Below are 23,498 nucleotides of genomic sequence, written 5' to 3'. Positions count from 1 at the left end.
CATGAGTGAGTTACAGGTGCATGCCATGAACTACTATCTCCAGCAGCAGCGTCAGGCGGGATGGACCGATCTGTTCGATATCATCGTTAACGGCATGATGGCGAACGCCGGCGAGCAGGAGAGCCAACTGTTTTTGTCCCAAATGGGGGCGCAGTTGGCGGAGCGTTACCCTCTGCCCATCGTGGAAACCGTCGCCGAGCTGGAGCAAGCCATCAACAGCGTGCTGGCGGAATTCCACTGGGGGTGCGTGGATCTTCGTCCGTATGATAACCGGCTGGAGATTCTCCATATCGCGTTGCCTGCCGCCGGACAATCGTCCAGCGGCAACCGTTGGCGTCTGGCGATGGGCGCGGTGCTGCAAGGGATGTATTCCCGGTGGTTACGCTTGCAGGGGGGGGCGAACAGGTTCCAATGGCTTACCAGGAAACAGAGGACGGCGCCGTTCTGCTGTTTCGTTATCAAAATCGGACAAGAGGCGAGTCATGATCAAGCCGGTATGGCGTGTTGGCATGGTGTTACTGATGATGTGGTTCAGTATGGCGGCGTCGGCGGCAAGCGGGTGGGACAGCTACAAAAGTCGTTTTATGACTCAGGACGGCCGGATTTTGGATACCGGCAACAAGAATATCAGTCACACGGAAGGGCAAGGGTTCGCCATGCTCATGGCGGTGTATTTTAATGATCGGAGTGCGTTTGACGGCCTGTGGACTTGGACGCAAACACATTTGCAGGATAACAAGAGCGGTCTGTTTTACTGGCGTTACAATCCGATGGACAGTAATCCGGTGGTGGATCGCAACAATGCTGCGGATGGTGACGTATTGATTGCCTGGGCTTTACTGAAAGCCGGGGAGAAATGGCAGGAGAACCGTTATCTGCTGGCCTCGGATGTCATTCAAAAAGCGATCCTGGCCCGTAACGTGGTGCAATTTGCCGGGCGTACCGTGATGTTGCCGGGGGCCAACGGTTTTAACAAGAACAGCTATGTCATTCTCAATCCATCCTATTTTTTGTTCCCGGCCTGGCAGGATTTCGCGCGCCACAGCCATCTTCAGGCCTGGCGTCAGCTGATTGACGATGGGCTGGCGTTGTTGGGCGAAATGCGTTTCGGCAAGGTGGAACTGCCGGTGGACTGGGTAGCGCTGAATGCGGATGGCACCATGGCGCCCGCAACCAACTGGCCGCCCCGTTTCAGCTACGATGCCATTCGCATCCCCCTCTATCTGTATTGGTATGACGCCAAAACGTTGGCGTTGGTGCCGTTTCAGCTTTACTGGCGTAATTACTCCCGGCTGAATACGCCGGCATGGATTGATGTACTCAATAACAATACCGCGCCTTACAGCATGCGGGATGGGTTGCTGGCGATCCGCGATCTGACCATGGGCAGCCCCGGCGATATTCCGGCCAGCCTGAATGCGTCGGAGGATTATTACTCATCCAGTCTGCACCTGTTGGCCTATATCGCCAGCGGCCGATAATCTTTCCTTTCGCGATGGGAGCGCGCTCCCGTCGCCTATTGATAGCCTGTTTCCCCTTTGCGTCGGGTTGGCGACATTCGTCAGAACGCCGACGTGCTTCCTTGTGCGTGCATTTAATCGATGCGTACATTTAAACAAAATCGCGATGTGCGTTATTGGCGTCACCGGCCTGGCGTTACTTATTGTTAACCCGGTTTTTACCTGTGATCCGGTTCACGAAAATATCGCTGTTTTATGTCCAAACTTGATATGTCATAAGGGGTTGCCGGTGTTTTCGACAGAGAAGTATGACGAGTGTTGTTATTGAATAATTAACGCAATGTTTTAACGCCTTTACCGGCTGATGTGATTCAGTTCTTGTTTTTAACCGGATGTTTACAAACTAAAGTTATAAAAGTATCCAGTCTGTTACCTGGGTGTTATTTTCCGGCGCAAGCGCAGGTGGCATCTTTCCTCCGTTCTTTGTCCACTCGTGTCTTTCCATCCAAAGGACGTCACTATGAAAAAATCAATATTTAAAAGTCTCTACTTTCAAGTTCTTACCGCTATTACTATCGGGGTGTTGTTGGGGCATTTCTACCCGGCGCTAGGGCAGCAAATGCAGCCTTTGGGCGATGGATTCGTCAAACTGATCAAGATGATTATTGCCCCCGTCATTTTCTGTACGGTTGTTACCGGTATTGCCGGGATGGAGAGTATGAAGGCCGTTGGGCGTACCGGCGCGGTGGCCTTACTTTATTTTGAGATTGTCAGTACGCTGGCGTTGATTATCGGTCTGATCGTGGTGAATGTGCTGCAACCTGGCGTCGGTATGAACGTTGATCCCGCCGTGCTGGATGCGAAAGCTGTGGCTAACTATGCCAGTCAGGCTCAGCAGCAAGGGGTTGTTCCCTTCCTGATGGATGTGATCCCTTCCAGCGTGATTGGCGCGTTTGCCAGCGGCAACATTCTGCAGGTGCTGTTGTTTGCGGTGATGTTTGGGTTTGCGCTGCACCATTTGGGCGATAAAGGAACGCTGATTTTCGACGTGATCGACAGCTTCTCCCGCGTGATTTTCGGCATCATCAACATGATTATGCGTCTGGCGCCGTTGGGGGCGTTCGGTGCCATGGCGTTCACGATCGGTAAATACGGGGTGGGGACGCTGGTGCAACTGGGACAGCTGATCATCTGTTTCTACATCACCTGTATTGTGTTCGTGGTGCTGGTGTTGGGATCTATCGCCAGAGCGACCGGTTTTAGCATCTTCAAGTTCATTCGCTATATCCGTGAGGAGCTGCTGATTGTACTGGGGACGTCTTCTTCAGAGTCCGCCTTGCCGCGTATGCTGGAGAAAATGGAAAAACTGGGTTGTAAAAAATCCGTGGTGGGTCTGGTCATCCCGACCGGTTACTCCTTCAATCTCGACGGCACCTCTATCTATCTGACGATGGCTGCCGTATTTATTGCACAGGCGACCAACAGCCATATGGATATCTGGCACCAGATCACCCTGCTGGTGGTGCTGCTGCTGTCTTCCAAAGGCGCGGCGGGTGTTACCGGTAGCGGCTTTATCGTACTGGCGGCGACGATCTCCGCCGTGGGACATTTGCCGGTAGCGGGGCTGGCGCTGATTCTGGGTATCGACCGTTTCATGTCGGAAGCCCGTGCTCTGACCAATCTGGTGGGCAACGGCGTGGCGACGGTGGTGGTTGCTAAATGGTGTAAGCAGCTTGATGCCAAACAGCTGAACGATGTGTTATCCGGCCGTGACGTTGAACCCGGTCCAGGGGTGGCATCTCGTCCTTCCTGATGCGGTGATAACCCGGACTTCCTGCCAGATGACCCACGGCCTGTTAACAGGCCGTGGGTCAATACTTTCCAATCTGTGTTAAATTTGCGCGCCTTCAATTTTTTCACCATTATTTCACTCTGTTGGGTGACATACGCGAAAGCATGCGGTCTAACGGAGTGGTACACTTCGCCCCTCTTTCTTTGTGAGGCGAACGATACGTGCGACGACAGGAGAAACGTCGCCGGTATTCACAAAACACATATTGGATAGTTATTAAGTAGGGGTTCACATGCAGGGCACCAGAACAGGTCTTTTCGTTGGTGGAATGTTGCTGACGGTTGTCGGCAGCAACGTGCAGGCTGAAGCGCTACAACCTGATCCAGCCTGGCAGCAGGGAAAGTTGGATAACGGCTTTAGCTGGCAGCTTCTTGCCACCCCCCAGCGTCCCAGCGATCGTATTGAATTACGCTTGATGGTAAATACCGGGTCGCTGGCTGAATCAGTGCAGCAGACCGGCTTCGCCCACTTTATTTCCCGCCTTGCGTTACTGCCTCGGGATACTTTTTCTGCTGGTCAGCTCCCTTCTATCTGGCAGCAATCCGAAAGTGAAACCCGGCCGTTGCCTCCGGTGACGACGTCCTATGATTTCACCTCCTATAACCTGAGCTTGCCGAATAACCGTCCGGATTTGTTGAAGGATGCATTGAAGTGGCTGGCGGAGACCGCCGGGCAACTGCAAATCAACGATATGCGCATCGAAACTGCGATGAAGATCAATGATCCGGTAGCGACTGCGCCGACGAATCCGCAAGATCCTGGCTGGCGTTACCGGCTGAAAGGTTCGCCGTTGCTGGTGAACGATCCGGGACAAGCCGTCAAAGCGCCAGTGAGCGCTGAGCAGTTGGCGAAATTCTACAAGACTTGGTATACCCCAGATGCGATGACGCTGTATGTGGTCGGAAATGTCGACAGCCGCGCTATCGCCGATCAGATCGATAAATCGTTTTCCCGGTTGGAGGGCAAACGTGGGACGCCTTCGCCTATGCCGACGTTGGCTGCCATGCGGCCCGAGCCGATTAGCCTGAGGGATAATACGCTCAGGCAGGATAGCCTGTCGCTGGTCTGGGATATGCCGTGGAAACCGATTCGTGATTCGCAGGCGCTGGCCCGTTACTGGCACAGCGATCTGGCGCGCGAAGCGCTGTTCTGGCATATGCAGCAGGCGCTCACCGGCAGTAAAAATGCAGCGTTGAAAGAAGCGGGCATCCGTTTTGACTGTAATGTGGTGTATGGCCGTGCTCAATGTGCCATCCATCTGGATAATGTCAGTACCGATACGTTGGACAACGGTATCAGCTTTCTGAGTAAGGAGCTGTTGGCGCTGCGCGACAAGGGGTTGTCGCAGGCTGAGTTCGATGCGCTGATGGCGCGTAAGACGGACGAATTGAGCAAACTGTTTGCGACTTATGCTCGCACCAGTACGGACATCCTGATAGATCAGCGGCTGCGTTCGCAGAAAAACGGCGTTGTGGATATTGCTCCCGAGCAGTATCAGAAATTGCGTCAGGTCTATCTGGCGTCGGTGACGCTGGAGGCGCTCAATCAGGAACTTCATCAACAGCTTTCCCAGACTGCGACTCTGATGTTGCTACAACCCCAGGGCGAGCCGGAAGCCAATATGAAAGGTTTGCAGGAAACTTATCTGCGGATCATGGCGCCGGAAGGGGGGGCAGAGGCTGCGCCGGATGCGGCCAAGGCACCGTAGCAAAATCATGAGGGAGCACGGTTGTGCTCCCTTGTTGGTTTTATCGCAATTAACTTTGTCAGCCGACTCATTCGTTATGGCGCCCTGGCCGGTGGTGCATGAACGATTATCCATAAGGCCGCAGCGCAGCATGATTCGTTGTTGATGAAAACCGCCCGCCCGTTTCCGGACAACAGATATGGGCGGGGCATGCAACGATATTGGGTTCAATGATGTCGCTTGATATAGCGTTGCGTTTTATTTCTGCCGCCGGACTTTTTCCCAATATAAAACGAGGCATCGATTTCTCGTGTTGATGCAATATGAGTACCACCACAAGGGATAACCATATCGTTAGCCGTCCAGTAGATGATTTCGTTTGTTGTTTCTTCCGGATACATATGTATTGTGATGCCGTGATTGAATGCAGGTTCAACCGCTGCTTTTATCTGTTCAAATTGCTCTTCAGAAATAGCATTGTTTAATGAGAGCGTCGCTTTCTCTTCGTCTCTTGTGCGTAAAGGGTCTGGTTATATAAACGAATAGTCGGTGGTAAATGGGCAATGGATTGAATATCCATATCATGACTCTCGTTATCTATGATTAATACAGTATCAATATATTATACCCTTTATATTTCAGTGACAGATACGCGGGTTCACCCCATTCACAGGGGGCGCTTATTGATGCCACTCCCTGGGGATTTAACGGGCTTTTATTTCTCTATACCCGTCATACTTCACGTTGCAGGTGTGTTGGCGGCGTTTGCTCACCCGAATCACTTACCTGAGTAAGCTCATCGGGATTCGCTCTCTTGCCGCGTTACAAGGCTCTTACGAGCCTTGCCCTAAAGGGTCAACGCGTGGCGTTGTTCAACACGCGAGCGTGTTGTCCTGCAACTCGAATTATTTTGGGTATATAACTCGAATTATTGAGGACAGCAGACTATGTCATCCACTATTTTTATGTATTTAAATATCATGTGGTTTTATTTTTTCATTATTTTTATGACAGGCAGTTCATTATCTTCAATGAAAAAAGTAAATGTCTCTTTCAATGTGTTCATTTAATAAATGAAATGCTTGAGATATAACGGGATGCCATAAAATGCGTTACGCCATAGCTATTATGGACGCCACAATGTTTACATCGTCATTTGCAATAAAATATCAGCAAGAAAACACGCCGGTTCGCATTTGCGAAACCGGCGTGTTGAGAAAAATGCCATCTGGCGCGGTATTTGTCTCGGGCGCTAGGCCGGCATAGCGGATTGCGGAATAATGGCGCCGCGATACTGGATCACGGTGCTGGCGGTCAGGTGGCCGCGTTTGGCCGCATCTTCCGCGCTACCGCCATTCAGGCGTACCGCCAGATAGCCGGCGCCGAAGGAGTCGCCCGCCGCAGTGGTATCCACCACTTTTTCTTTCGGTAGCGTGATGGCTGGGATGTCATACAAGGATTCGCCGGTGATGGAAACCAGGCAGGAGTCGGCGCCGCGTTTGACCACCACTTCTGTGACGCCGAACTGGTGAGTACGGGCCAGAACATCGTCTACCGGCAGCGCACCCCACAGCATGTCTTCGTCATCCAGCGTCAGGAATGCGAGATCCGTGCAGGCGAGAATGTCGCTGTATGCCTGGCGAGTCTCTTCCTGGCTCTGCCACAGACGCGGGCGATAGTTGTTGTCAAAAATCACCTTGCCGCCGTTGGCGCGGCAGGCGCGTAGCACGGTCAGCAAGCGTGCGCGGCTATTGGCGTTCAGGATCGCCAGACTGATGCCGCTCAGGTAGATGTAATCAAAATGCGTCAGTTTCTGGCTCACGGCTTCCGCTTCCGGCGTTTCCAGCCAATAGCGGGCGGCGGCATCGTTGCGCCAGTAATAGAAGGAGCGCTCGCCGGTGTCGTCGGTTTCGATGAAGTACAGGCCGGGGAGTTTGTTATCCAGACGCTGGATCAGGTCAGTTTTCACGCCTTCGTTCTGCCAGGCTGCGATCATTTCATTGCTGAACGCGTCTTTGCCAAGGGCGGTGACGTAGTGCACTGCGAGTGCATCGGCCTTTACCTGACGCGCAGTATAAACCGCAGTGTTAAGCGTATCGCCACCAAAACCGCGGTTGATATCCGCGCCTTTCTGTGACAGTTCGATCATGCATTCGCCAATGATGGCAATGTTCTTCGTAGTCATACACGGCTCGTTGAAAAGAGAGATGAGATTGGGGTTCTGGAAGAAATTAGCGCCAGTCTCAACGGAACATTGCACGGAGTCAATAGCGTGAAACAATGTTTTAATTTTTTTATGATTTAGGTCGATTAAATGGCGCTATCCGCCGTCTAACCGGGCTTGCGCGTGGTTAACGGTGAATCCCGAATCAGGCCTGCGGCGGTGAAATATCGGCCGGTGGCGGGGGGTTGGGCGGATCACCCTTTTTTTTGTTGCTTTTCTTTTCTGCCGTAGCAATCCAGGCGGCACAGAACAGGGTGAGCAGGGCAAAAAAGTAGAAAAACGTCATCAGCCCAATCACTGAGCCGAAAGCTGCGCCGGAAGGCGATGTAGCAAGCTGTGGAAGCACCATCGTCATGGCGAATTTGAGTATTTCGAAGCCTACTGCCGCCATTAGCGTTCCGCGCAGCAAAGCGGCGCGTTGCGGTTTATGCCCCGGCAACACCCATAAGATCCACAGGAACAACAGGTAGTTGGCGAAGATGGAAATCAATAACGTCATCAGCGTCATGGCGGGGCGCAGCCATTTGATGCCTGATAATCCCAGCGCGTTGACGATGGCGGCCTGGGCGCTGCCGGCGATGGACGTCAGGAACAGGGTTAGCACCAGTGCGATCAACAGGCCTATCAGCGACATAAAATCCCGCAGATAGCGGTAATAGATTTTCTGTTCTTCGTGTGGGCTGCGTTCCCAGACATCACGCGACAAGGCGCGAATAGCTTCCCGTAAGTTGCCTATCCAGTTCACTCCGGAATAGAGGGCGATGAGCAAACCAGTCAACCCGACGCTGGTGCGCTGTCTGACGGCGGTGTGGACGGTGTTTTTCAGCATGCGGGCCAGATTCGGGTCGCTAATGCTGCTGACAATGCGCTCGAGCAAACGGGTCAACATATCGGGGTTGGAGGCCAGCACAAAGCCCACGGCGGCGAATGTCACCATCAGGATGGGGATCAACGACAGGAAGGAGAAATAGGTGATGGCGGCGCTAAACTGGCTTCCCATACGATCGTTGAAGCGGATGCTCGCACGCACAAGATGGGCAATGGCCGGTACGGCATGAATGCGCTGTATACAGCGAACCGCCGCATGATGTTTTCCGTCGGTTTTTCCCGGGCCGGCCGGCGGCAGTTTTGGCGTGACAGGCATTCGCGTTCTCCCGCGTGTGTTATCGGGTTGATTATAACTGACATCCGTCTGACGGCGCGCAGGCGGTTGCGCAGGATTATCTGCGGATGAGCGCAATTTCTGGAAAAGGGTATGCCGACTGATCGGGAGGGAGAAGTGAAAAGCACACTATTGCATCAATGAGCGCTGAAAGCAGTCAATAGCTTGTTTATACTGCAATCTTCGTCCGTGAACGTTCGCCAGCCGCCGCATGGCCGGCCCAGGGTAAGTGAGTCAATTTTCCATGCCAGTATCATCGTCGGAATCAGCCCCCGGCAGTTTACGTCTTAGTCTGCGTATTCTGTCCATCGTGATGTTTAACTTCGCCAGCTATCTGAATATCGGGTTGCCGCTGGCGGTACTTCCGGGATATGTGCACGAGCATTTGGGCTTTAGCGCATTTTGGGCTGGTTTGGTGATCAGCCTGCAATATTTTTCCACCCTGCTCAGTCGCCCGCAGGCGGGACGATTCGCCGATGAAAAAGGGCCAAAACGCGCCGTTCTGCTGGGTTTGCTGGGGGTGTTGCTGAGCGGTGTCTTTTATGTGGGCGCGGCCTGGAATGACGCTTCGCCGACGATGGCGCTGCTGTTGCTGTGCATCGGGCGCTTGATTTTGGGCATCGGGCAAAGTTTTGTCGGTACCGGTTCCATTATGTGGGGCGCGGGTACGGTTGGGGCGCTGCATATCGGAAGGGTGATTTCGCTTAACGGTGTGGCAACCTACGGCGCACTGGCTATCGGTGCGCCGCTGGGCGTATGGATCAGCCATCTTGGCGGGTTGCGCCTGTTATCGATCGTCATCATTGTGGTGGCGGCGCTGGCGACGTTGCTGGCATTGCCGCGCGCCACAGTGAAGACGACGCCGGGTAAAAAACTGCCTTTTCGCGAAGTTCTCGGCAAAGTCTGGTTGTATGGCGCGATTCTGTCGCTGGCTTCGGCGGGGTTCGGCGTTATTTCCACTTTTATCACACTGTTTTATGCCAGTAAAAACTGGGATGGCGCGGCGTTGACGCTGAGTTTGTTCAGCTGTGCTTTTGTGGGCGCACGCCTGCTGTTTCCCAATGCTATCAATCGGTTTGGCGGGTTGCGGGTGGCGCTGGTCTGTTTTGCCGTTGAAGGTGTCGGCCTGCTGCTGGTATGGGCGGCGCATTATCCTTGGGTCGCGGAAGCGGGGGCGTTTTTGGCTGGAGCCGGTTTTTCATTGGTTTTCCCTGCGCTTGGCGTCGTGGTGGTGCAGGCGGTATCGCCGCAGAACCGCGGGAGCGCGCTGGCCACCTATACCATTTTTCTGGATCTGCCGTTGGGCGTCGTGGGGCCGGTTGCTGGTGTGATGATGGCGTATACGGCGGTCGACAATATCTATCTGGCGGCTGCGGTGCTGGCATTGGTAGGCATCGGCATCATTATCCGACTTTATCGGCGTGGGTTAGCGGCCGTGGAGGCCGGAAAATAATAACGCCGGGCGGAGCCGCCCGGCGTTTGTTGTCAGCCCGAAACAACTGCTTTGGGAGGCGGTGGTTGTCAGTTGATTTTCAACGTGCTGAGGATGTTACCGGCGTCGGTCTGCGACTGTGGCAGGTTATCGGCTGGGAGCGTGATTTGCAGTGTAACCAGGCGGTTATCCACTTTGGTGAGCACGATGGACGAGTAAGACTTCTGTCCGCTGGTCGTGATGACGCTTTCCAGTTGCTGGGCCGCATGGCCGTTGACGTCGATCGCTTTGTTGCTCAGAACCTGCAGATTCGCATCGCGTGCATGCTGCTGATTTTCAAGATTCTTACCGATTGTTGGCAGATCCAGCGGTGAATCTTCGCCCTCAATAACGATGATTGCCTGCTTGCCGCTCGGGTCTGCATACAGGTGCGTGTTGTTTTTCTGGTTGCCCAGTTTGTCCGTCTGATCGCTCAGACCTGCGGGCAGCGTGAACGACAGTTTGCCCGCCAGCAGAGAAACTGAAACGGGTTTCGTGGCGGCGGCGGTTGCGGCCGGCGCCGATGCAGGCGCGTTAACACTATTTTTGCCACTGTTGCCGTCACAGGCCGCCAGCGTCGCTGCCAGCAGCCCGATTCCGAAATATTTCACTAACTTCGGCATGGGTATCCTTTCTTTATTTTGGTCAGGTAAAACAGTGGCGTTATGGCACCTGATCCGGGCGGTAAAAACAAGCGTTTTATCGTTACAAACCTGTCTTTACCCCCCGAAAACAGAGGGGGCGGGCAACTTTCCGGTTATTCCTAGACTGCGCTTGCGGATGTCGAGTTGGCGCCGCTGCAGTCTGGTGTCTGTCAGGCGGTTTGATCCTGATACGCCGCCTTGGCGGCTCGCTGGCTCAGACGGCGCAGCAGCATATTGAGGGCGACACCGTACATCGGCAGGAAAAAGATCAGATTAATCGATATCTTGAAGAAATAATCCACGGTTGCGATTTCCGTCCAATGGCTGGCCATGAAGGCATCCGGGCTGCGGTAAAAGGCAATGAAGAAGAAGGCGACGGTGTCGCTCAGATTGCCCAGTACGGCGGATGCTGCTGGTGCGACCCACCATGCTTTCAACTGACGCAGCCGATTGAAGACATGTACGTCCAGAATCTGCCCCAGCACATAGGCCATAAAGCTTGCCGTCGCGATGCGAGCGACCACGATGTTCAACTGACTCAGCGCGCTGAACCCCTGCCAGCCGCCCTGATAGAACAGCACGGATACCAGATAGGAAATCAGCAACGCCGGAATCATGACCGTCAGAATGATACGGCGGGCCAACGGCGCGCCAAAAATACGCACAGTCAGGTCGGTGGCCAGAAAGATAAACGGGAAAGTGAACGCACCCCAGGTGGTATGGAAGCCAAACAGAATAATCGGCAGCTGCACCAGATAGTTACTGGATGTGATAATCAAAATATGGAATAGAGACAGCCAGCACAACGCTGTCAGCCGCTGTTGAGCAGTAAATTGGAACATGGTGTGACCTTTTTGGTGATTGGGGTGAGGGAACCCAGATAAATTGCCCCGTTCTCGCCGTCCCTTATTGACGATAACGTGGCGGAATCATACCCAATTGACCTATCTTTGCAATGGTTAATTTTTGTGCAAAACAGTAGCGTCGCTACAGTGGTTTGCGCCTGATAGTGTGTGGCGTAAACTAGGCGCGGCCGCGTTGTTTAAATGATGACGGCGTGGTGAAATCCACTGTTTTACTTCAAAGAATAACGACGGAAGTGTTCATGAGCGATATTTTTGCCAATCCGGACAGGACGCTGGATGCACAAGGGTTGCGCTGTCCGGAGCCGGTGATGATGGTGCGTAAGGCCGTGCGCCAGATGGAAACCGGACAGACGTTGCTGATCATCGCCGATGATCCCGCGACGACCCGCGATATTCCCGGGTTTTGCCGTTATATGGAGCATGAATTGTTGGCGCAGACCATTGATAGCCTGCCGTATCGCTATCTATTGCGCAAAGGGGTGTAGCCGGTGCGATATCTGCGTTGTACAGGCCGCTTCGGCGGCCTGTCTGCGGGATCTGTTTAGATATAGAGCGCGCGGACTATCAGGAAGTGTCCGCCGAAGTAACACATGGCCAGCAGCGCCTGATGGGCGCGGAACGGTAAGCGAAAATGGTGTATCAGCCAGACGGCATGCCCGATAAACAGCAAGACGGCCCCTGCGATTAGCGCGAAGTTGGCGTCCGAACCGAGCGAAAAATAGTGCTCCCCCGCTACCCAGACCATCAGCGCCGTCATGACGACCAGCGCGGTAACTGACCAACGCTCCTCTTTTAGCCGTGAACCCAGCAGTACCAGCAACAAGGTCGTTACGACAACCAACGCCACAGGCAGGGGCCAGAAAAAACCGAACGACAGTTGTGAGACGAAGAAGCTGACGCAGTAGAGCAAATGACTGACGAAGTAAGCTGCGACGGCGAAGCGTATTTTCTGATTCGGCAGTAACAGCAGCGCATCGCCCGCCAGCGTAGCGGCCAGAGCCAGGATGACCAGATAGCCCTGCAGGCCCAGCGTCGGCGTCTGCCAGACCATCAGCATCATCAGCAGCAGCGTAACCGGTTTGAACAACCAGCGTTGCCAGACCGGGCCACGGTAGCTGGCATCAACGTACAGCCAGCCGGAAAGGAATACAGCAATAAAAGACCAGAGCATAAGTCATCCTTATTTAAGGGAAAACGCCGTCGGATAAGGGGGTAAGGCTCGCCTGATGCGGGTGGCGGGGGTTCATGTTATGTTAACGCCCAGTTTTGTGACGAGATGATGATACCCGGCTCATGGCCGGAGGAGAAGGTTGTTTAATGAGCAATGAACCCGTGCTGTACCGTATTCAGTTTATGAATAACGGCAAAAACTATCAGCTTTACGTGCGGGAACTGGTGCAGAGCAATCTGTTCGGATTTATCGAGATCGCTGACTTTGTGTTCGACAGTCAGTCCGCGGTGCTGGTTGATCCGACGACGGAAAAGCTGAAAACCGAGTTTTCCGGCGTCGGCCGCAGTTATATTCCCATACCGGCGGTGATTCGCATTGATGCCGTGACCGAACGTGACCGGGGCAGTGCCCGGATTTCGGAACTGGGCGACAATGTGTCCCACTTTCCTTTCCTGCCCGGCAAAAAAACCTGATTACGCCGCCTTCCTGATTTCGGCGCACTGATGTGCGCCTGTCTACTGATTCAGCGGCGATGCTTCGGCGATATTGGCGGTTGTTTGCGCTGCCACGCCAGCAATTCAAATACGCCGAACAGAAAGAAACGCAATTGTAGGCCCCGACTGAGCGGCGGCGCATCCTTGGGTTGGCTGGCTTTGAGCAGCAGAAACTGCACGCCGTGCATCAACAGCATGAAGACCGTGGCCAATACCATGAAGATATTCAATGGCCGGGGAAACGGGTGAACCAGGTTGGTGATAAGAATGCTCCACACGCCCAGCATCACCAGCCGGCCGAGATTAATCCATACGATCATCATTGCTCCTTGCTGCGTTCGGCAGCGTGGCGGATATAGAGGCGATAAGCGACTTGACCTGCGGTTTTTTCACGGTGCAGCGCCCAATTAGCAGGCAGGGTGAGCGCATGATTTTCCGCTTCTGTTTCTATATAGATCCAGGCTTCCTCCGCTAACCAGCCGTTTGCTTCCAGCAGCATGAGGGTGTCATCCAGCAGCCCACGCCGAAAGGGCGGGTCGAGAAAAACCACGTCATAAGGCGAGCCTTCGCCGGCTAGCCACTGCAGGCTGTCGGTATGGATGACGCTGGCGTTTTCCGCCTTTAGTACCGCCAGGTTTTGTGTTAGCTGACGGGCGACATTGCGTTCGGCCTCGAGCAGCGTGGCATGAGCGGCGTAGCGTGACAGCGCTTCTAAACCGAGGGCGCCGCTGCCGGCAAAGCAGTCCAGACAGCGGGATTGCTGAATGACCGGCGCCAGCCAGTTGAAGAGCGTTTCGCGCACGCGATCGGTGGTGGGACGCAGGCCGGGGCTATCTGGTACGGGAAGTTTTCTGCCGCGCCACTGACCGCCAATAATGCGGATTTGACCGGGAACGGATGTCGAATGATGTTTTGCCATAGCCTGATGTTTCACTGAGCGTCGCAAGTATTGGCGACATATCGGAGTTGTTGGGCCGCTATTCTAATTAATTGTTAAGAAGAATGGATCACCGCAGGATGATTTAGGGTGTGTCTTGTCACTGTTTTTTGCATAAACCGTGGCGTTCCCGGCAATTGAGAGATGTTAACGTCGCTTTAATGATACCCGGTAGCCTTGAACGTGGCAGACGTCGGCACTGATCTCGGGCCATGATTGGAAACGCTAATCCGGCATGGCGCATGACACACCTGGTTACGGAGATTGTCCATGACCATAGTGGCGCAGCGCGTGTTGCTGGCTGCGGGAAAGTGTTAAACTTGCGGCTTTATTGATTTCATTGGCTATAGAGCAACCGCATTGGTGGCAGGAGCGCAAGAACACGATGGCGAAAGAGAAAAAGCGCGGATTTTTTTCCTGGTTGGGATTGGGGCGTCAGGAAGAGACTAACCCGGAAGAGGTAACGGCGGAGCACGCGCCTGCTGAATCCGGTGAAACAGCGGATTCTGTGTCAGAGACCGTCGCTGCCGAGGACGTTTCCGTACTTCGGGATATGGCCGAACCAGAGGTTGACGCAGCGATATCCGAAACTATGTCGCCAGCGGAGCCGGAAGTGTTGGCCGTATCGGATGAGGAACGTCCGGTTGTGCCCGATGAGTCTGTCGTCGTCGCGGAAGCGGCGATAGTCGATGAGCCGCCGAGCGCACCGCTGGCTGCGCCGGTAGCGATGCCGGCGGCGCCTCAGGAGCAGGAACGCCCGACAAAAGAAGGGTTCTTCGCTCGCCTGAAGCGCAGCCTGGTCAAAACCCGGCAGAACCTGGGTTCCGGATTCGTCGGATTGTTCCGCGGCAAGAAAATCGATGACGATTTGTTTGATGAGCTGGAAGAACAGCTGCTTATTGCGGATGTGGGTGTGGAAACCACGCGCAAGATCATCGAGCGATTGACGGAGCACGCCGACCGTAAGCAGTTGAAAGATGCGGATGCGTTGCTGAGCCTGCTGAAAACGGAGATGAGCGGCATTCTGGCGAAAGCGGACGAGCCGTTGGTGATTGAGGGCAAAACGCCGTTCGTCATCCTGATGGTCGGCGTCAACGGCGTGGGAAAAACCACCACTATCGGCAAGCTGGCGCGTCAGTATCAGGCCGAGGGGAAATCCGTCATGTTGGCGGCGGGCGATACCTTCCGTGCGGCGGCGGTGGAGCAACTGCAGGTTTGGGGTCAACGCAATAACGTTCCGGTCGTGGCGCAGCATACCGGCGCGGATTCCGCATCGGTGATTTTCGACGCTATTCAGGCGGCCAAAGCGCGCGGCGTTGACGTGTTGATTGCCGATACGGCTGGTCGTTTGCAGAACAAGTCCCACCTGATGGAAGAACTGAAGAAAATCGTGCGGGTGATGAAGAAACTGGACGACGATGCGCCGCATGAAGTCATGCTGACGCTGGATGCCAGCACCGGACAAAATGCCGTCAGTCAGGCCAGGTTGTTTGATGAGGCGGTAGGCTTGACGGGGATCGCCCTGACCAAGCTGGACGGTACCGCCAAGGGCGGCGTGATTTTTGCGATTGCCGACCAGTTTGGTATTCCGATTCGATACATCGGTGTCGGTGAAGGCATTGATGATTTGCGGCCTTTCAAGGCTGACGACTTTATTGAGGCACTGTTTGCCCGCGAGGATTAAAACGGATGATTCGTTTTGAACAGGTCAGCAAAGCCTATCTTGGCGGCCGCCAGGCGTTACAGGGGGTCGATTTTCATATCCACCCGGCCGAGATGGTGTTTCTGACCGGTCACTCCGGTGCAGGGAAAAGCACCCTGCTGAAGTTGATCTGCGGTATCGAAAGGCCGAGCGCCGGTCATATCCTGTTCGGCGGTCACGATATTAGCCGGTTGAAGAAGCGGGAAGTCCCGTTTTTGCGCCGCCAGATCGGCATGATCTTTCAGGATCACCATTTACTGATGGATCGCACGGTATACGAAAATGTGGCAATGCCGCTGGTGATCGCCGGCGCCGGCCCAGAGGATATTCGCCGTCGTACCTCCGCGGCGTTGGACAAGGTGGGGTTGTTGGATAAGGCCCGCAGTTACCCTATCCAGCTGTCCGGCGGCGAGCAGCAACGGGTGGGTATTGCCCGGGCAGTCGTCAATAAGCCGGTGGTGCTGTTGGCGGACGAACCGACCGGCAACCTTGACGATGCATTGTCGGAAGGCATTTTGCGTCTGTTCGAGGAATTCAACCGTGTGGGTGTCACGGTGCTGATGGCGACTCACGATACCAGTCTGATTTCCCGCCGCAATTATCGGGTGTTGACGCTGTCTCAGGGGCGCATGCTGGGAGGCCATGATGGTGAAGAATAAGCCGCATAAAGAGAAGCGCGCCGCCGTCGGCGCTCGATCGCTGAATGGTGGCTGGCAGGAACAGTGGCGCTACGCCTGGGCTAATACGCTAAGAGATATGCTGCGCCAGCCGTTGGCGACGTTGCTGACCGTTATGGTGATCGCCATTTCACTGACGTTGCCCAGTATCTGCTATCTGGTATGGAAAAATGCCAGTCAGGCCGCTGCCCAGTGGTATCCCTCGCCGCAACTGACGGTCTATTTGGATAAATCGCTCGACGACAATGCCGCAGAGGCAGTGATCGCCAAAATCCGGGCGGAAGAGGGTGTTGATAAAGTTAATTATCTGACCCGCGACGAAGCGATGGGGGAATTTCGCAATTGGTCCGGCTTCGGCGGCGCGCTGGATATGTTGGAAGAGAACCCGCTGCCTGCTGTAGCGGTAGTAACGCCCCGGCTGGCGTTCCAGAATAATCAGGTACTGACCACTTTGCGTGATCGCATCGCCGCCGTTCAGGGCGTGGATGAAGTGCGCATGGACGACAGTTGGTTCTCTCGTTTGATGGCGCTGACCGGGTTGGTCGGCCAGGTTGCGGCAGTCATCGGTATATTGATGGTCGCGGCAGTATTTTTGGTGATCGGCAACAGCGTGCGGCTGAATATTTTCAGCCGACGCGAGACCATCAATGTGATGAAGCTGATTGGCGCGACAGACGGTTTTATCCTGCGCCCCTTCCTCAATGGCGGCGTATTGCTGGGAGGCGGCGGCGCCTTGCTGTCGTTGATATTGTCGCAGATGCTGGTCTGGCGGCTTGCGTCGGCGGCGTCGCAGGTGGCGACGGTATTCGGTACGACGTTTAATGTACACGGTCTGGGATGGGATGAAGCGCTGCTGCTGATCCTGATTTCCGCCATGATTGGCTGGCTGGCGGCCTGGCTTGCCACCGTACAACATTTACGCCGCTTTACACCGGAGTAAATGTTTTTTGGTATACTCTTCCCTTGTGGTCAACGATGGCACACAAGGGAAAAATCCTTTTCCATCTGGTTTTTTGTCTGCGTTTTTCCCCTGTTATCGCGGCCCGTATCGCCGGTTATCCGTCTTGATATGCACTTTAAGATGGATAAAATGGGTGGAACTTGTGCGATAAGTCACACTCTAACCACCAGCGAGTCGTTTTTTTGATATTGATGCCGTTTGAGGCACAAAAACTGCTATGACCCGTCGGTATACTTTCAGTGATATACAACAGGCATGATTAATTAATGAGAGGGGTGGAATGACCAAAGATATGCAAACTTTCGCCTTAGTACCCCAGGGCAGTCTGGAAGGTTATATTCGCGCCGCCAATGCCTATCCGATGCTGACGGCGGAGGAAGAGCGGGCGCTGGCTGAACGGCTGCATTATCACGGTGATCTGGATGCCGCCAAGCAGCTCATTCTGTCACACCTGAGATTTGTGATTCATGTGGCCCGCAATTATGCCGGGTATGGACTGCCGCAGGCAGATCTGATTCAGGAAGGTAACATCGGCCTGATGAAGGCGGTACGCCGCTTCAACCCGGATGTCGGGGTGCGTCTGGTCTCTTTTGCCGTGCACTGGATCAAGGCTGAAATCCACGAATATGTGCTGCGCAACTGGCGTATCGTCAAAGTGGCGACCACCAAGGCGCAGCGGAAACTGTTTTTTAATCTGCGCAAAACCAAGCGACGTTTGGGCTGGTTTAACCAGGATGAAGTCGAACTGGTTGCCCGTGAATTGGGCGTCACCAGTAAAGATGTGCGTGAAATGGAATCGCGCATGGCGGCGCAGGACATGACGTATGACCCCACGCCAGACGACGATGCTCAGCCAGGTCAGCCGATGGCGCCCATGCTGTATCTGCAGGACAAATCGTCCGATTTTGCCGATGGCATTGAAGAAGATAACTGGGAAACCCACGCGGCCGATAAACTGGCTTATGCGTTGGAAGGATTGGACGAACGTAGCCAGCATATCATTCGCGCCCGTTGGCTGGATGACGACAACAAGTCTACGTTGCAGGAACTGGCGGACTATTACGGTGTGTCGGCGGAACGTGTCCGTCAGCTTGAGAAAAACGCCATGAAGAAATTACGCGCGGCAATCGAGGCGTAACCGATCGCCCGACAGCGAGTATCCGTAAACTAACGGCCGGAATTTCCGGCCGTTTTTTTATGCGCCATCATCAGGTTGTGGCGTTTTGACAATGTATTCCCAGCCGCCGGAAACTGCGTAAAAACCGCATGAATGCATGAATTTATCCATAACATCTTCGCTGACCAGCGCGTGATCCGCTGCATCCAGCCACCATTCCTTGACGTCGGGACAGGCGCGCAAGACTTCCTCTATCAGATACTTGCCCACGCCATGACGACGGGTTGAGGTTCTGACCTGCATATCGGTCAATTCGGCGCAACTGCTGTTGCTATCGATTTCGACGATGACGCCTGCCAGTAGGTGGCCGTTAAAGCGAGCGGCGAACAAACGGTGATCATCGTTCAGGTCTTTTTCCAGTATGTCGAAATCCTGATGCGGCCAAATGAAAGACAGGTCGTGTCGATCCTGCGCGCTGATTTTTGTGATGCGTTCCACCGTGAGTTTCATACGTTGTGCCCTCATTAACCTTAAGAATATTGTAGCGAGCTTGTAGTAAAAGCGTTGTGTAATTTTTCCCTTACGGCTGTCAGGGGAAATGTTTTTTCCGCCACCGATCTTTCGAGTAATCGATCATTAGCCAACGTAAAAAGCAGAATAATTGACCATAAATGAAAAAAATACTGGCATTTAGGACTGATATTTTATGCTGTTTACACCGTGTTTTTCTGAGAAACTCAGTTGATTTGCAGCATAAAACTCCTGTTTAATATCATGAATAATAAAGTCTTATTACAAACTATTGCTTATAACAGAGCCTAACTCGTTATTACTTAAGAAAAAGAGCAAGTAATCACGGTTAGCGCCAATAATTATAGCAATCTCCGAAATGACAGATGGGGTAAAACGGATGAAATTAAGCAAAGGTAAAGTGTTGTTGATGGGGTGTCTGGTCGCGGCGATGAGCCACGTAGTGAACGCCGCCGATATCAAGGTTGCGATTGTCGGCGCCATGTCCGGCCCGGTCGCGCAATACGGCGATATGGAGTTCACCGGCGCCCGTCAGGCAATCGCTGATATCAATGCCAAAGGGGGCGTAAACGGCAACAAACTGGTGGGCGTCGAGTATGACGATGCCTGCGACCCGAAACAGGCGGTCGCCGTTGCCAACAAGGTGATCAACGATGGCATCAAGTACGTTATCGGCCACTTGTGTTCTTCTTCCACACAGCCAGCGTCCGACATCTATGAAGATGAAGGCGTGATCATGATTACACCGGCCGCGACCGCGCCGGACCTGACCACCCGTGGCTACAAGCTGATTATGCGTACCACCGGCCTGGATTCCGATCAGGGGCCGACTGCCGCAAAATACATTCTGGAGAAGGTTAAACCGCAGCGTATCGCCGTAGTGCACGATAAGCAGCAGTATGGTGAAGGTCTGGCCCGTGCAGTTCAGGACAACCTGAAAAAAGCCAACGCGAACATCGTACTGTTTGAAGGTGTGACGGCGGGTGACAAAGATTTCTCCACGCTGGTGGCGCGTCTGAAGAAAGAGAACGTGGATTTCGTTTACTTCGGCGGCTATTACCCGGAAATGGGGCAGATTCTGCGTCAGGCGCGCGCTGCCGGATTGACGACTAAATTCATGGGGCCGGAAGGTGTGGGCAACTCTTCACTGTCCAACATCGCGGGCGCTGCGTCCGAAGGCATGCTGGTGACGTTGCCGAAGCGTTATGACCAGGTGCCGGCCAACCAGCCGATCGTCGATGCGCTGAAAGCCAAAAAACTGGATCCGACCGGCCCATTCATCTGGACTACCTATGCCGCACTGCAGTCGCTGACCACGGCGATGCAGCGTACCGGCGGGGCGGAACCGGCCAAACTGGTGGCGGATCTGAAAGCCAAGTCCGTGGATACGGTAATGGGCCCGTTGAGCTGGGACGAAAAAGGCGACCTGAAAGGGTTTGAGTTTGGCGTATTCGAGTGGCACGCAGACGGCACTTCCTCTAACGCGAAGTAACCGTTCGAACCCGTATTACTCCCAAAATACCGTGCCCCCTCAGCCGTCAGGCTGCGGGGGCAATGTCTAAGGTTAAGGTATGTCCGAGCAGTTCCTCTATTTCCTTCAGCAGATGTTCAACGGTCTGACGTTGGGCAGCACTTATGCGCTGATCGCCATTGGCTACACCATGGTTTACGGCATTATCGGCATGATCAACTTCGCTCACGGCGAGGTTTACATGATCGGCAGCTACGTCTCTTTCATCGTGATTGCCGCATTGATGATGATGGGCATCGATACCAGCTGGTTGCTGATTGGCACAGCCTTTATCGCCGCGGTTGTGATTTCCAGCGCCTACGGCTGGAGCATTGAACGTGTGGCCTACAAACCGGTGCGCGACTCCAAACGGTTGATCGCCTTGATTTCCGCCATCGGTATGTCGATTTTCCTGCAGAACTACGTCAGCCTGACGCAAGGTTCTCGTGATGTCGCGCTGCCCAGCCTGATCCAGGGCCAGTGGGTGTTAGGTGAAAGCAATGGTTTCGCCGCGACCATCACCACCATGCAGTTGACTATCTGGGTGGTGACGTTTCTGGCAATGCTGGCATTGACCCTGTTTATTCGTTATTCCCGCATGGGCCGCGCCTGTCGCGCCTGTTCGGAAGATCTGAAAATGACCAGCCTGCTTGGCATCAGCACCGACCGCGTGATTTCGCTGACGTTCATCATCGGCGCGACGATGGCGGCGGTGGCCGGCGTGCTGCTGGGCCAGTTCTATGGCGTGATTAACCCCTATATCGGATTTATGGCCGGGATGAAGGCGTTCACCGCCGCAGTGCTGGGCGGTATCGGCAGTATTCCCGGCGCGATGATCGGCGGCCTGGTGCTGGGTATCACCGAGGCGCTGACCTCGGCCTATCTCAGCACCGAATACAAGGACGTGGTGTCTTTCGCGTTGTTGATTGTCGTTCTGCTGGTGATGCCCACCGGTATTCTCGGGCGTCCGGAGGTGGAGAAGGTATGAAGCCTTATGTGTTGATTAATGCCGTGGTATCGGCGCTGATACTGCTGGTGCTGGCGGCGTTCGTTATGGGCATGCAGCTCAGTTTGGATGGCACACGGCTGGTGGTGCATGGCGCGGAGACGGTGCGTTGGTATTGGATTGGCGCGGCTTGCGCGGTGGTCTTTCTGTTCCAGCTGTTGCGTCCGTTGTTGCAACGGGGTACGAGAAAAATAGCCGGCGCCGGCAATCTGGTGCTGCCGAGTTTTGACGGCAGTACGCCGCGTCAAAAACTGTTGGCGTTGGCGTTGATTGCCGCCGCGATCATGTGGCCGTTTTTAGTTTCTCGCGGCACGGTGGATATCGCTACTCTGACGCTGATTTACGTCATGCTGGGTCTGGGGTTGAACGTAGTGGTCGGGTTGTCTGGCTTGCTGGTGCTGGGTTACGGCGGTTTTTATGCCATCGGCGCCTACACCTATGCCTTGCTGAGCCACTACTACGGTCTGGGGTTCTGGCAATGTTTGCCGCTGGCGGGGCTGACGGCGGCGCTGTCCGGTTTCCTGCTGGGGTTCCCGGTACTCAGGCTACGCGGCGACTATCTGGCGATCGTCACGCTGGGGTTCGGTGAAATTGTACGTATCTTGTTGTTGAACAACACCGGTTTCACTGGCGGGCCGAACGGTATCAGCCAAATCCCCAAGCCCACGTTGTTCGGACTGGAGTTCAACCGTGCGTCGCGTGAAGGCGGTTGGGATACCTTCCACCACTTTTTCGGGCTGACTTACGATCCCAGCGACCGCATTATTTTCCTCTATATGGTGGCACTGCTACTGGTGCTGTTGACGCTGTTTATTATCAATCGGTTGCTGCGTATGCCGCTGGGCAGGGCGTGGGAAGCGCTGCGCGAAGATGAAATCGCCTGTCGTTCACTGGGCCTGAGCCCGACCAAAATCAAATTGACGGCGTTCACCATCAGCGCGGCGTTCGCCGGTTTCGCCGGCACGCTGTTCGCGGCCCGTCAGGGGTTTGTCAGCCCGGAATCCTTCACCTTCGTCGAGTCAGCCTTTGTGCTGGCGATTGTGGTATTGGGCGGGATGGGCTCGCAGTTCGCCGTCATTCTGGCGGCGGTTTTGCTGGTGGTGTCCCGTGAGCTGATGCGTGACCTGAACGAATACAGCATGTTGTTGCTGGGAGCGTTGATGGTACTGATGATGATCTGGCGTCCTCAGGGGCTGCTGCCGATGAAACGTCCGCAGATGAAGCTGCAGATTGAGAAGAAGGAAGGGCAGGCATGAGTACGCAGCCATTATTATCGGTCAGAGGCCTGATGATGCGCTTCGGCGGCCTGCTGGCCGTCAACAATGTCGAACTGGATCTGCATCAGGGTGAAATCGTTTCGCTGATCGGCCCCAACGGGGCGGGGAAGACGACGGTGTTCAACTGCCTGACCGGGTTTTACCGTCCAACGGGCGGCACTATTGTGTTGCGCGACCGCCACCTGGAAGGGTTGCCGGGGCAGCAGATTGCCCGAATGGGCGTGGTGCGCACTTTTCAACATGTGCGTCTGTTCCGCGAGATGACGGTGATCGAAAACCTGCTGGTGGCGCAACATCAGCACCTCAAAAGCGGGGTGTTCTCTGGTCTGCTGAAAACGCCGTCGTTCCGTCGTGCAGAAGCGGATGCCCGTCAGCGCGCGGCTATTTGGCTGGAGCGCGTGGGATTGCTGGAGTTGGCGAATCGTCAGGCGGGCAATCTGGCATACGGTCAGCAACGTCGGCTGGAGATCGTCCGCTGCATGGTGACTCGGCCGGAGTTGCTGATGCTGGACGAACCCGCCGCGGGCCTCAACCCGAAAGAGACGGAAGAACTGGACGAACTGATTGTCGACCTGCGCAGTAACCACCAAGTTTCGGTGCTGCTGATCGAACACGACATGAAATTGGTGATGGGTATTTCCGATCGGATTTACGTGGTGAATCAAGGGACGCCGCTGGCCAACGGTACGCCCGCCGACATTCGCAACAACCCGGATGTGATCCGCGCGTATCTGGGTGAAGGATAAGAA

22 protein-coding genes and 1 pseudogene are annotated in these 23,498 nt (G+C 54.6%); 15 read left to right on the top strand and 8 right to left on the bottom strand.

Annotated features, from left to right (window positions below):
• The first annotated feature begins 1 nt into the window (after window position 1).
• From bcsD to DPA2511_RS20010, 4 genes and pseudogenes are all read left to right on the top strand, one after another.
• Window positions 2-486 (top strand): annotated as a pseudogene (gene bcsD / locus DPA2511_RS22210) (cellulose biosynthesis protein BcsD).
• Window positions 483-1,481, top strand: coding sequence for a glycosyl hydrolase family 8 (locus DPA2511_RS20020; protein WP_015855536.1), 999 nt, complete (start codon window positions 483-485; stop codon window positions 1,479-1,481). The pseudogene bcsD and the gene DPA2511_RS20020 overlap by 4 nt, the downstream one beginning before the upstream one ends.
• A 499-nt stretch (window positions 1,482-1,980) precedes the next feature.
• Window positions 1,981-3,273, top strand: a complete 1,293-nt coding sequence (locus DPA2511_RS20015) for a dicarboxylate/amino acid:cation symporter (RefSeq protein WP_015855535.1) — start codon at window positions 1,981-1,983, stop codon at window positions 3,271-3,273.
• 271 nt (window positions 3,274-3,544) lie between these two features.
• On the top strand, window positions 3,545-5,020 hold the full coding sequence (locus DPA2511_RS20010) for a M16 family metallopeptidase (protein WP_015855534.1): 1,476 nt from the start codon (window positions 3,545-3,547) through the stop codon (window positions 5,018-5,020).
• A 1,231-nt stretch (window positions 5,021-6,251) separates the two neighbouring features.
• Here the strand turns inward: DPA2511_RS20010 and kdgK are convergent.
• Together kdgK and yhjD are read right to left on the bottom strand one after the other, a co-directional pair.
• Window positions 6,252-7,184, bottom strand: coding sequence for a 2-dehydro-3-deoxygluconokinase (gene kdgK, locus DPA2511_RS20000; RefSeq protein ID WP_015855532.1), 933 nt, complete (start codon window positions 7,182-7,184; stop codon window positions 6,252-6,254).
• A gap of 184 nt (window positions 7,185-7,368) precedes the next feature.
• Entirely contained in the window at window positions 7,369-8,367 is a 999-nt protein-coding gene (gene yhjD / locus DPA2511_RS19995) for an inner membrane protein YhjD (RefSeq protein ID WP_015855531.1), read from the bottom strand.
• Between the two features lie 262 nt (window positions 8,368-8,629).
• Between yhjD and DPA2511_RS19990 the strand changes: the two genes are divergently transcribed.
• The gene (locus tag DPA2511_RS19990) at window positions 8,630-9,838 is read left to right on the top strand and encodes an MFS transporter (protein ID WP_015855530.1); all 1,209 of its coding nucleotides are present in this window, start codon (window positions 8,630-8,632) and stop codon (window positions 9,836-9,838) included.
• A gap of 68 nt (window positions 9,839-9,906) precedes the next feature.
• Here the strand turns inward: DPA2511_RS19990 and DPA2511_RS19985 are convergent, their stop codons facing one another.
• Window positions 9,907-10,479, bottom strand: coding sequence for a DcrB family lipoprotein (locus DPA2511_RS19985; protein WP_015855529.1), 573 nt, complete (start codon window positions 10,477-10,479; stop codon window positions 9,907-9,909).
• Between the two features lie 191 nt (window positions 10,480-10,670).
• On the bottom strand, window positions 10,671-11,342 hold the full coding sequence (locus DPA2511_RS19980; RefSeq protein ID WP_015855528.1) for a 7-cyano-7-deazaguanine/7-aminomethyl-7-deazaguanine transporter: 672 nt from the start codon (window positions 11,340-11,342) through the stop codon (window positions 10,671-10,673).
• 263 nt (window positions 11,343-11,605) lie between these two features.
• On the opposite strand from DPA2511_RS19980, the gene tusA reads away from it, so the two are divergent.
• Window positions 11,606-11,851 carry a sulfurtransferase TusA gene (tusA, locus tag DPA2511_RS19975; protein WP_015855527.1) on the top strand — a complete coding sequence of 82 codons (246 nt, stop codon included), beginning with the start codon at window positions 11,606-11,608 and terminating at the stop codon, window positions 11,849-11,851.
• A 56-nt stretch (window positions 11,852-11,907) separates the two neighbouring features.
• Here the strand turns inward: tusA and DPA2511_RS19970 are convergent, their stop codons facing one another.
• Complete coding sequence (locus DPA2511_RS19970) at window positions 11,908-12,537, bottom strand: lysoplasmalogenase (RefSeq protein WP_015855526.1); 630 nt, start codon at window positions 12,535-12,537, stop codon at window positions 11,908-11,910.
• 146 nt (window positions 12,538-12,683) lie between these two features.
• Here DPA2511_RS19970 and DPA2511_RS19965 point away from each other — a divergent pair, with 146 nt between their 5' ends.
• On the top strand, window positions 12,684-13,010 hold the full coding sequence (locus tag DPA2511_RS19965; protein WP_015855525.1) for a DUF1820 family protein: 327 nt from the start codon (window positions 12,684-12,686) through the stop codon (window positions 13,008-13,010).
• Window positions 13,011-13,060: 50 nt separating this feature from the next.
• On the opposite strand, the gene DPA2511_RS19960 is transcribed toward DPA2511_RS19965, so the two are convergent.
• Window positions 13,061-13,351, bottom strand: coding sequence for a DUF1145 family protein (locus DPA2511_RS19960; RefSeq protein ID WP_015855524.1), 291 nt, complete (start codon window positions 13,349-13,351; stop codon window positions 13,061-13,063).
• Window positions 13,351-13,950 (bottom strand): 16S rRNA (guanine(966)-N(2))-methyltransferase, encoded by a 600-nt coding sequence (gene rsmD / locus DPA2511_RS19955; RefSeq protein ID WP_015855523.1) that lies wholly within the window; start codon window positions 13,948-13,950, stop codon window positions 13,351-13,353. The genes DPA2511_RS19960 and rsmD overlap by 1 nt, the downstream gene beginning before the upstream one ends.
• Before the next feature lie 403 nt (window positions 13,951-14,353).
• Between rsmD and ftsY the strand changes: the two genes are divergently transcribed.
• The 4 genes from ftsY (at window position 14,354) to rpoH (ending at window position 18,446) form a co-directional block, all read left to right on the top strand.
• On the top strand, window positions 14,354-15,652 hold the full coding sequence (gene ftsY, locus DPA2511_RS19950) for a signal recognition particle-docking protein FtsY (protein WP_015855522.1): 1,299 nt from the start codon (window positions 14,354-14,356) through the stop codon (window positions 15,650-15,652).
• 5 nt (window positions 15,653-15,657) lie between these two features.
• Window positions 15,658-16,329 carry a cell division ATP-binding protein FtsE gene (ftsE, locus tag DPA2511_RS19945; protein WP_015855521.1) on the top strand — a complete coding sequence of 224 codons (672 nt, stop codon included), beginning with the start codon at window positions 15,658-15,660 and terminating at the stop codon, window positions 16,327-16,329.
• The gene (gene ftsX / locus DPA2511_RS19940; RefSeq protein ID WP_015855520.1) at window positions 16,316-17,287 is read left to right on the top strand and encodes a permease-like cell division protein FtsX; all 972 of its coding nucleotides are present in this window, start codon (window positions 16,316-16,318) and stop codon (window positions 17,285-17,287) included. Before ftsE ends, ftsX begins: the two co-directional genes overlap by 14 nt.
• Before the next feature lie 301 nt (window positions 17,288-17,588).
• On the top strand, window positions 17,589-18,446 hold the full coding sequence (gene rpoH / locus DPA2511_RS19935; protein WP_015855519.1) for an RNA polymerase sigma factor RpoH: 858 nt from the start codon (window positions 17,589-17,591) through the stop codon (window positions 18,444-18,446).
• 57 nt (window positions 18,447-18,503) lie between these two features.
• Here the strand turns inward: rpoH and panM are convergent, their stop codons facing one another.
• Window positions 18,504-18,935: an aspartate 1-decarboxylase autocleavage activator PanM gene (gene panM / locus DPA2511_RS19930; RefSeq protein ID WP_015855518.1), complete on the bottom strand. Its 432-nt coding sequence runs from the start codon at window positions 18,933-18,935 to the stop codon at window positions 18,504-18,506.
• A 400-nt stretch (window positions 18,936-19,335) separates the two neighbouring features.
• Here panM and DPA2511_RS19925 point away from each other — a divergent pair, with 400 nt between their 5' ends.
• From DPA2511_RS19925 to livG, 4 genes are all read left to right on the top strand, one after another.
• Window positions 19,336-20,448, top strand: coding sequence for a branched-chain amino acid ABC transporter substrate-binding protein (locus tag DPA2511_RS19925; protein WP_015855517.1), 1,113 nt, complete (start codon window positions 19,336-19,338; stop codon window positions 20,446-20,448).
• Window positions 20,449-20,527: 79 nt separating this feature from the next.
• Complete coding sequence (gene livH / locus DPA2511_RS19920; protein WP_015855516.1) at window positions 20,528-21,454, top strand: high-affinity branched-chain amino acid ABC transporter permease LivH; 927 nt, start codon at window positions 20,528-20,530, stop codon at window positions 21,452-21,454.
• A complete protein-coding gene (locus tag DPA2511_RS19915; RefSeq protein WP_015855515.1) occupies window positions 21,451-22,728 on the top strand; it encodes a high-affinity branched-chain amino acid ABC transporter permease LivM in 1,278 nt (425 codons plus the stop codon). Before livH ends, DPA2511_RS19915 begins: the two co-directional genes overlap by 4 nt.
• Window positions 22,725-23,495, top strand: a complete 771-nt coding sequence (gene livG, locus DPA2511_RS19910) for a high-affinity branched-chain amino acid ABC transporter ATP-binding protein LivG (RefSeq protein ID WP_015855514.1) — start codon at window positions 22,725-22,727, stop codon at window positions 23,493-23,495. Before DPA2511_RS19915 ends, livG begins: the two co-directional genes overlap by 4 nt.
• The last annotated feature ends 3 nt before the right edge of the window (window positions 23,496-23,498 follow it).

It is taken from the genome of Musicola paradisiaca NCPPB 2511 (assembly GCF_000400505.1).
Classification (GTDB): domain Bacteria; phylum Pseudomonadota; class Gammaproteobacteria; order Enterobacterales; family Enterobacteriaceae; genus Musicola; species Musicola paradisiaca.
The sequence above is the reverse complement of the archived record's forward strand: the minus strand, read 5'-3'. Positions and strand labels throughout refer to the sequence as shown.

Coding starts and splice junctions, on each gene's coding strand:
- DPA2511_RS19970 (WP_015855526.1), bottom strand. CDS start 12,537: ATGCTCTGGTCTTTTATTGCTGTATTCCTTTCCGGCTGGCTGTACGTT.
- DPA2511_RS19985 (WP_015855529.1), bottom strand. CDS start 10,479: ATGCCGAAGTTAGTGAAATATTTCGGAATCGGGCTGCTGGCAGCGACG.
- DPA2511_RS19960 (WP_015855524.1), bottom strand. CDS start 13,351: ATGATCGTATGGATTAATCTCGGCCGGCTGGTGATGCTGGGCGTGTGG.
- DPA2511_RS20020 (WP_015855536.1), top strand. CDS start 483: ATGATCAAGCCGGTATGGCGTGTTGGCATGGTGTTACTGATGATGTGG.
- DPA2511_RS20015 (WP_015855535.1), top strand. CDS start 1,981: ATGAAAAAATCAATATTTAAAAGTCTCTACTTTCAAGTTCTTACCGCT.
- ftsX (WP_015855520.1), top strand. CDS start 16,316: ATGGTGAAGAATAAGCCGCATAAAGAGAAGCGCGCCGCCGTCGGCGCT.
- tusA (WP_015855527.1), top strand. CDS start 11,606: ATGAGCGATATTTTTGCCAATCCGGACAGGACGCTGGATGCACAAGGG.
- DPA2511_RS19980 (WP_015855528.1), bottom strand. CDS start 11,342: ATGTTCCAATTTACTGCTCAACAGCGGCTGACAGCGTTGTGCTGGCTG.
- panM (WP_015855518.1), bottom strand. CDS start 18,935: ATGAAACTCACGGTGGAACGCATCACAAAAATCAGCGCGCAGGATCGA.
- yhjD (WP_015855531.1), bottom strand. CDS start 8,367: ATGCCTGTCACGCCAAAACTGCCGCCGGCCGGCCCGGGAAAAACCGAC.
- DPA2511_RS19925 (WP_015855517.1), top strand. CDS start 19,336: ATGAAATTAAGCAAAGGTAAAGTGTTGTTGATGGGGTGTCTGGTCGCG.
- DPA2511_RS20010 (WP_015855534.1), top strand. CDS start 3,545: ATGCAGGGCACCAGAACAGGTCTTTTCGTTGGTGGAATGTTGCTGACG.
- ftsE (WP_015855521.1), top strand. CDS start 15,658: ATGATTCGTTTTGAACAGGTCAGCAAAGCCTATCTTGGCGGCCGCCAG.
- DPA2511_RS19990 (WP_015855530.1), top strand. CDS start 8,630: ATGCCAGTATCATCGTCGGAATCAGCCCCCGGCAGTTTACGTCTTAGT.
- livH (WP_015855516.1), top strand. CDS start 20,528: ATGTCCGAGCAGTTCCTCTATTTCCTTCAGCAGATGTTCAACGGTCTG.
- DPA2511_RS19915 (WP_015855515.1), top strand. CDS start 21,451: ATGAAGCCTTATGTGTTGATTAATGCCGTGGTATCGGCGCTGATACTG.
- livG (WP_015855514.1), top strand. CDS start 22,725: ATGAGTACGCAGCCATTATTATCGGTCAGAGGCCTGATGATGCGCTTC.
- rsmD (WP_015855523.1), bottom strand. CDS start 13,950: ATGGCAAAACATCATTCGACATCCGTTCCCGGTCAAATCCGCATTATT.
- kdgK (WP_015855532.1), bottom strand. CDS start 7,184: ATGACTACGAAGAACATTGCCATCATTGGCGAATGCATGATCGAACTG.
- rpoH (WP_015855519.1), top strand. CDS start 17,589: ATGACCAAAGATATGCAAACTTTCGCCTTAGTACCCCAGGGCAGTCTG.
- ftsY (WP_015855522.1), top strand. CDS start 14,354: ATGGCGAAAGAGAAAAAGCGCGGATTTTTTTCCTGGTTGGGATTGGGG.
- DPA2511_RS19965 (WP_015855525.1), top strand. CDS start 12,684: ATGAGCAATGAACCCGTGCTGTACCGTATTCAGTTTATGAATAACGGC.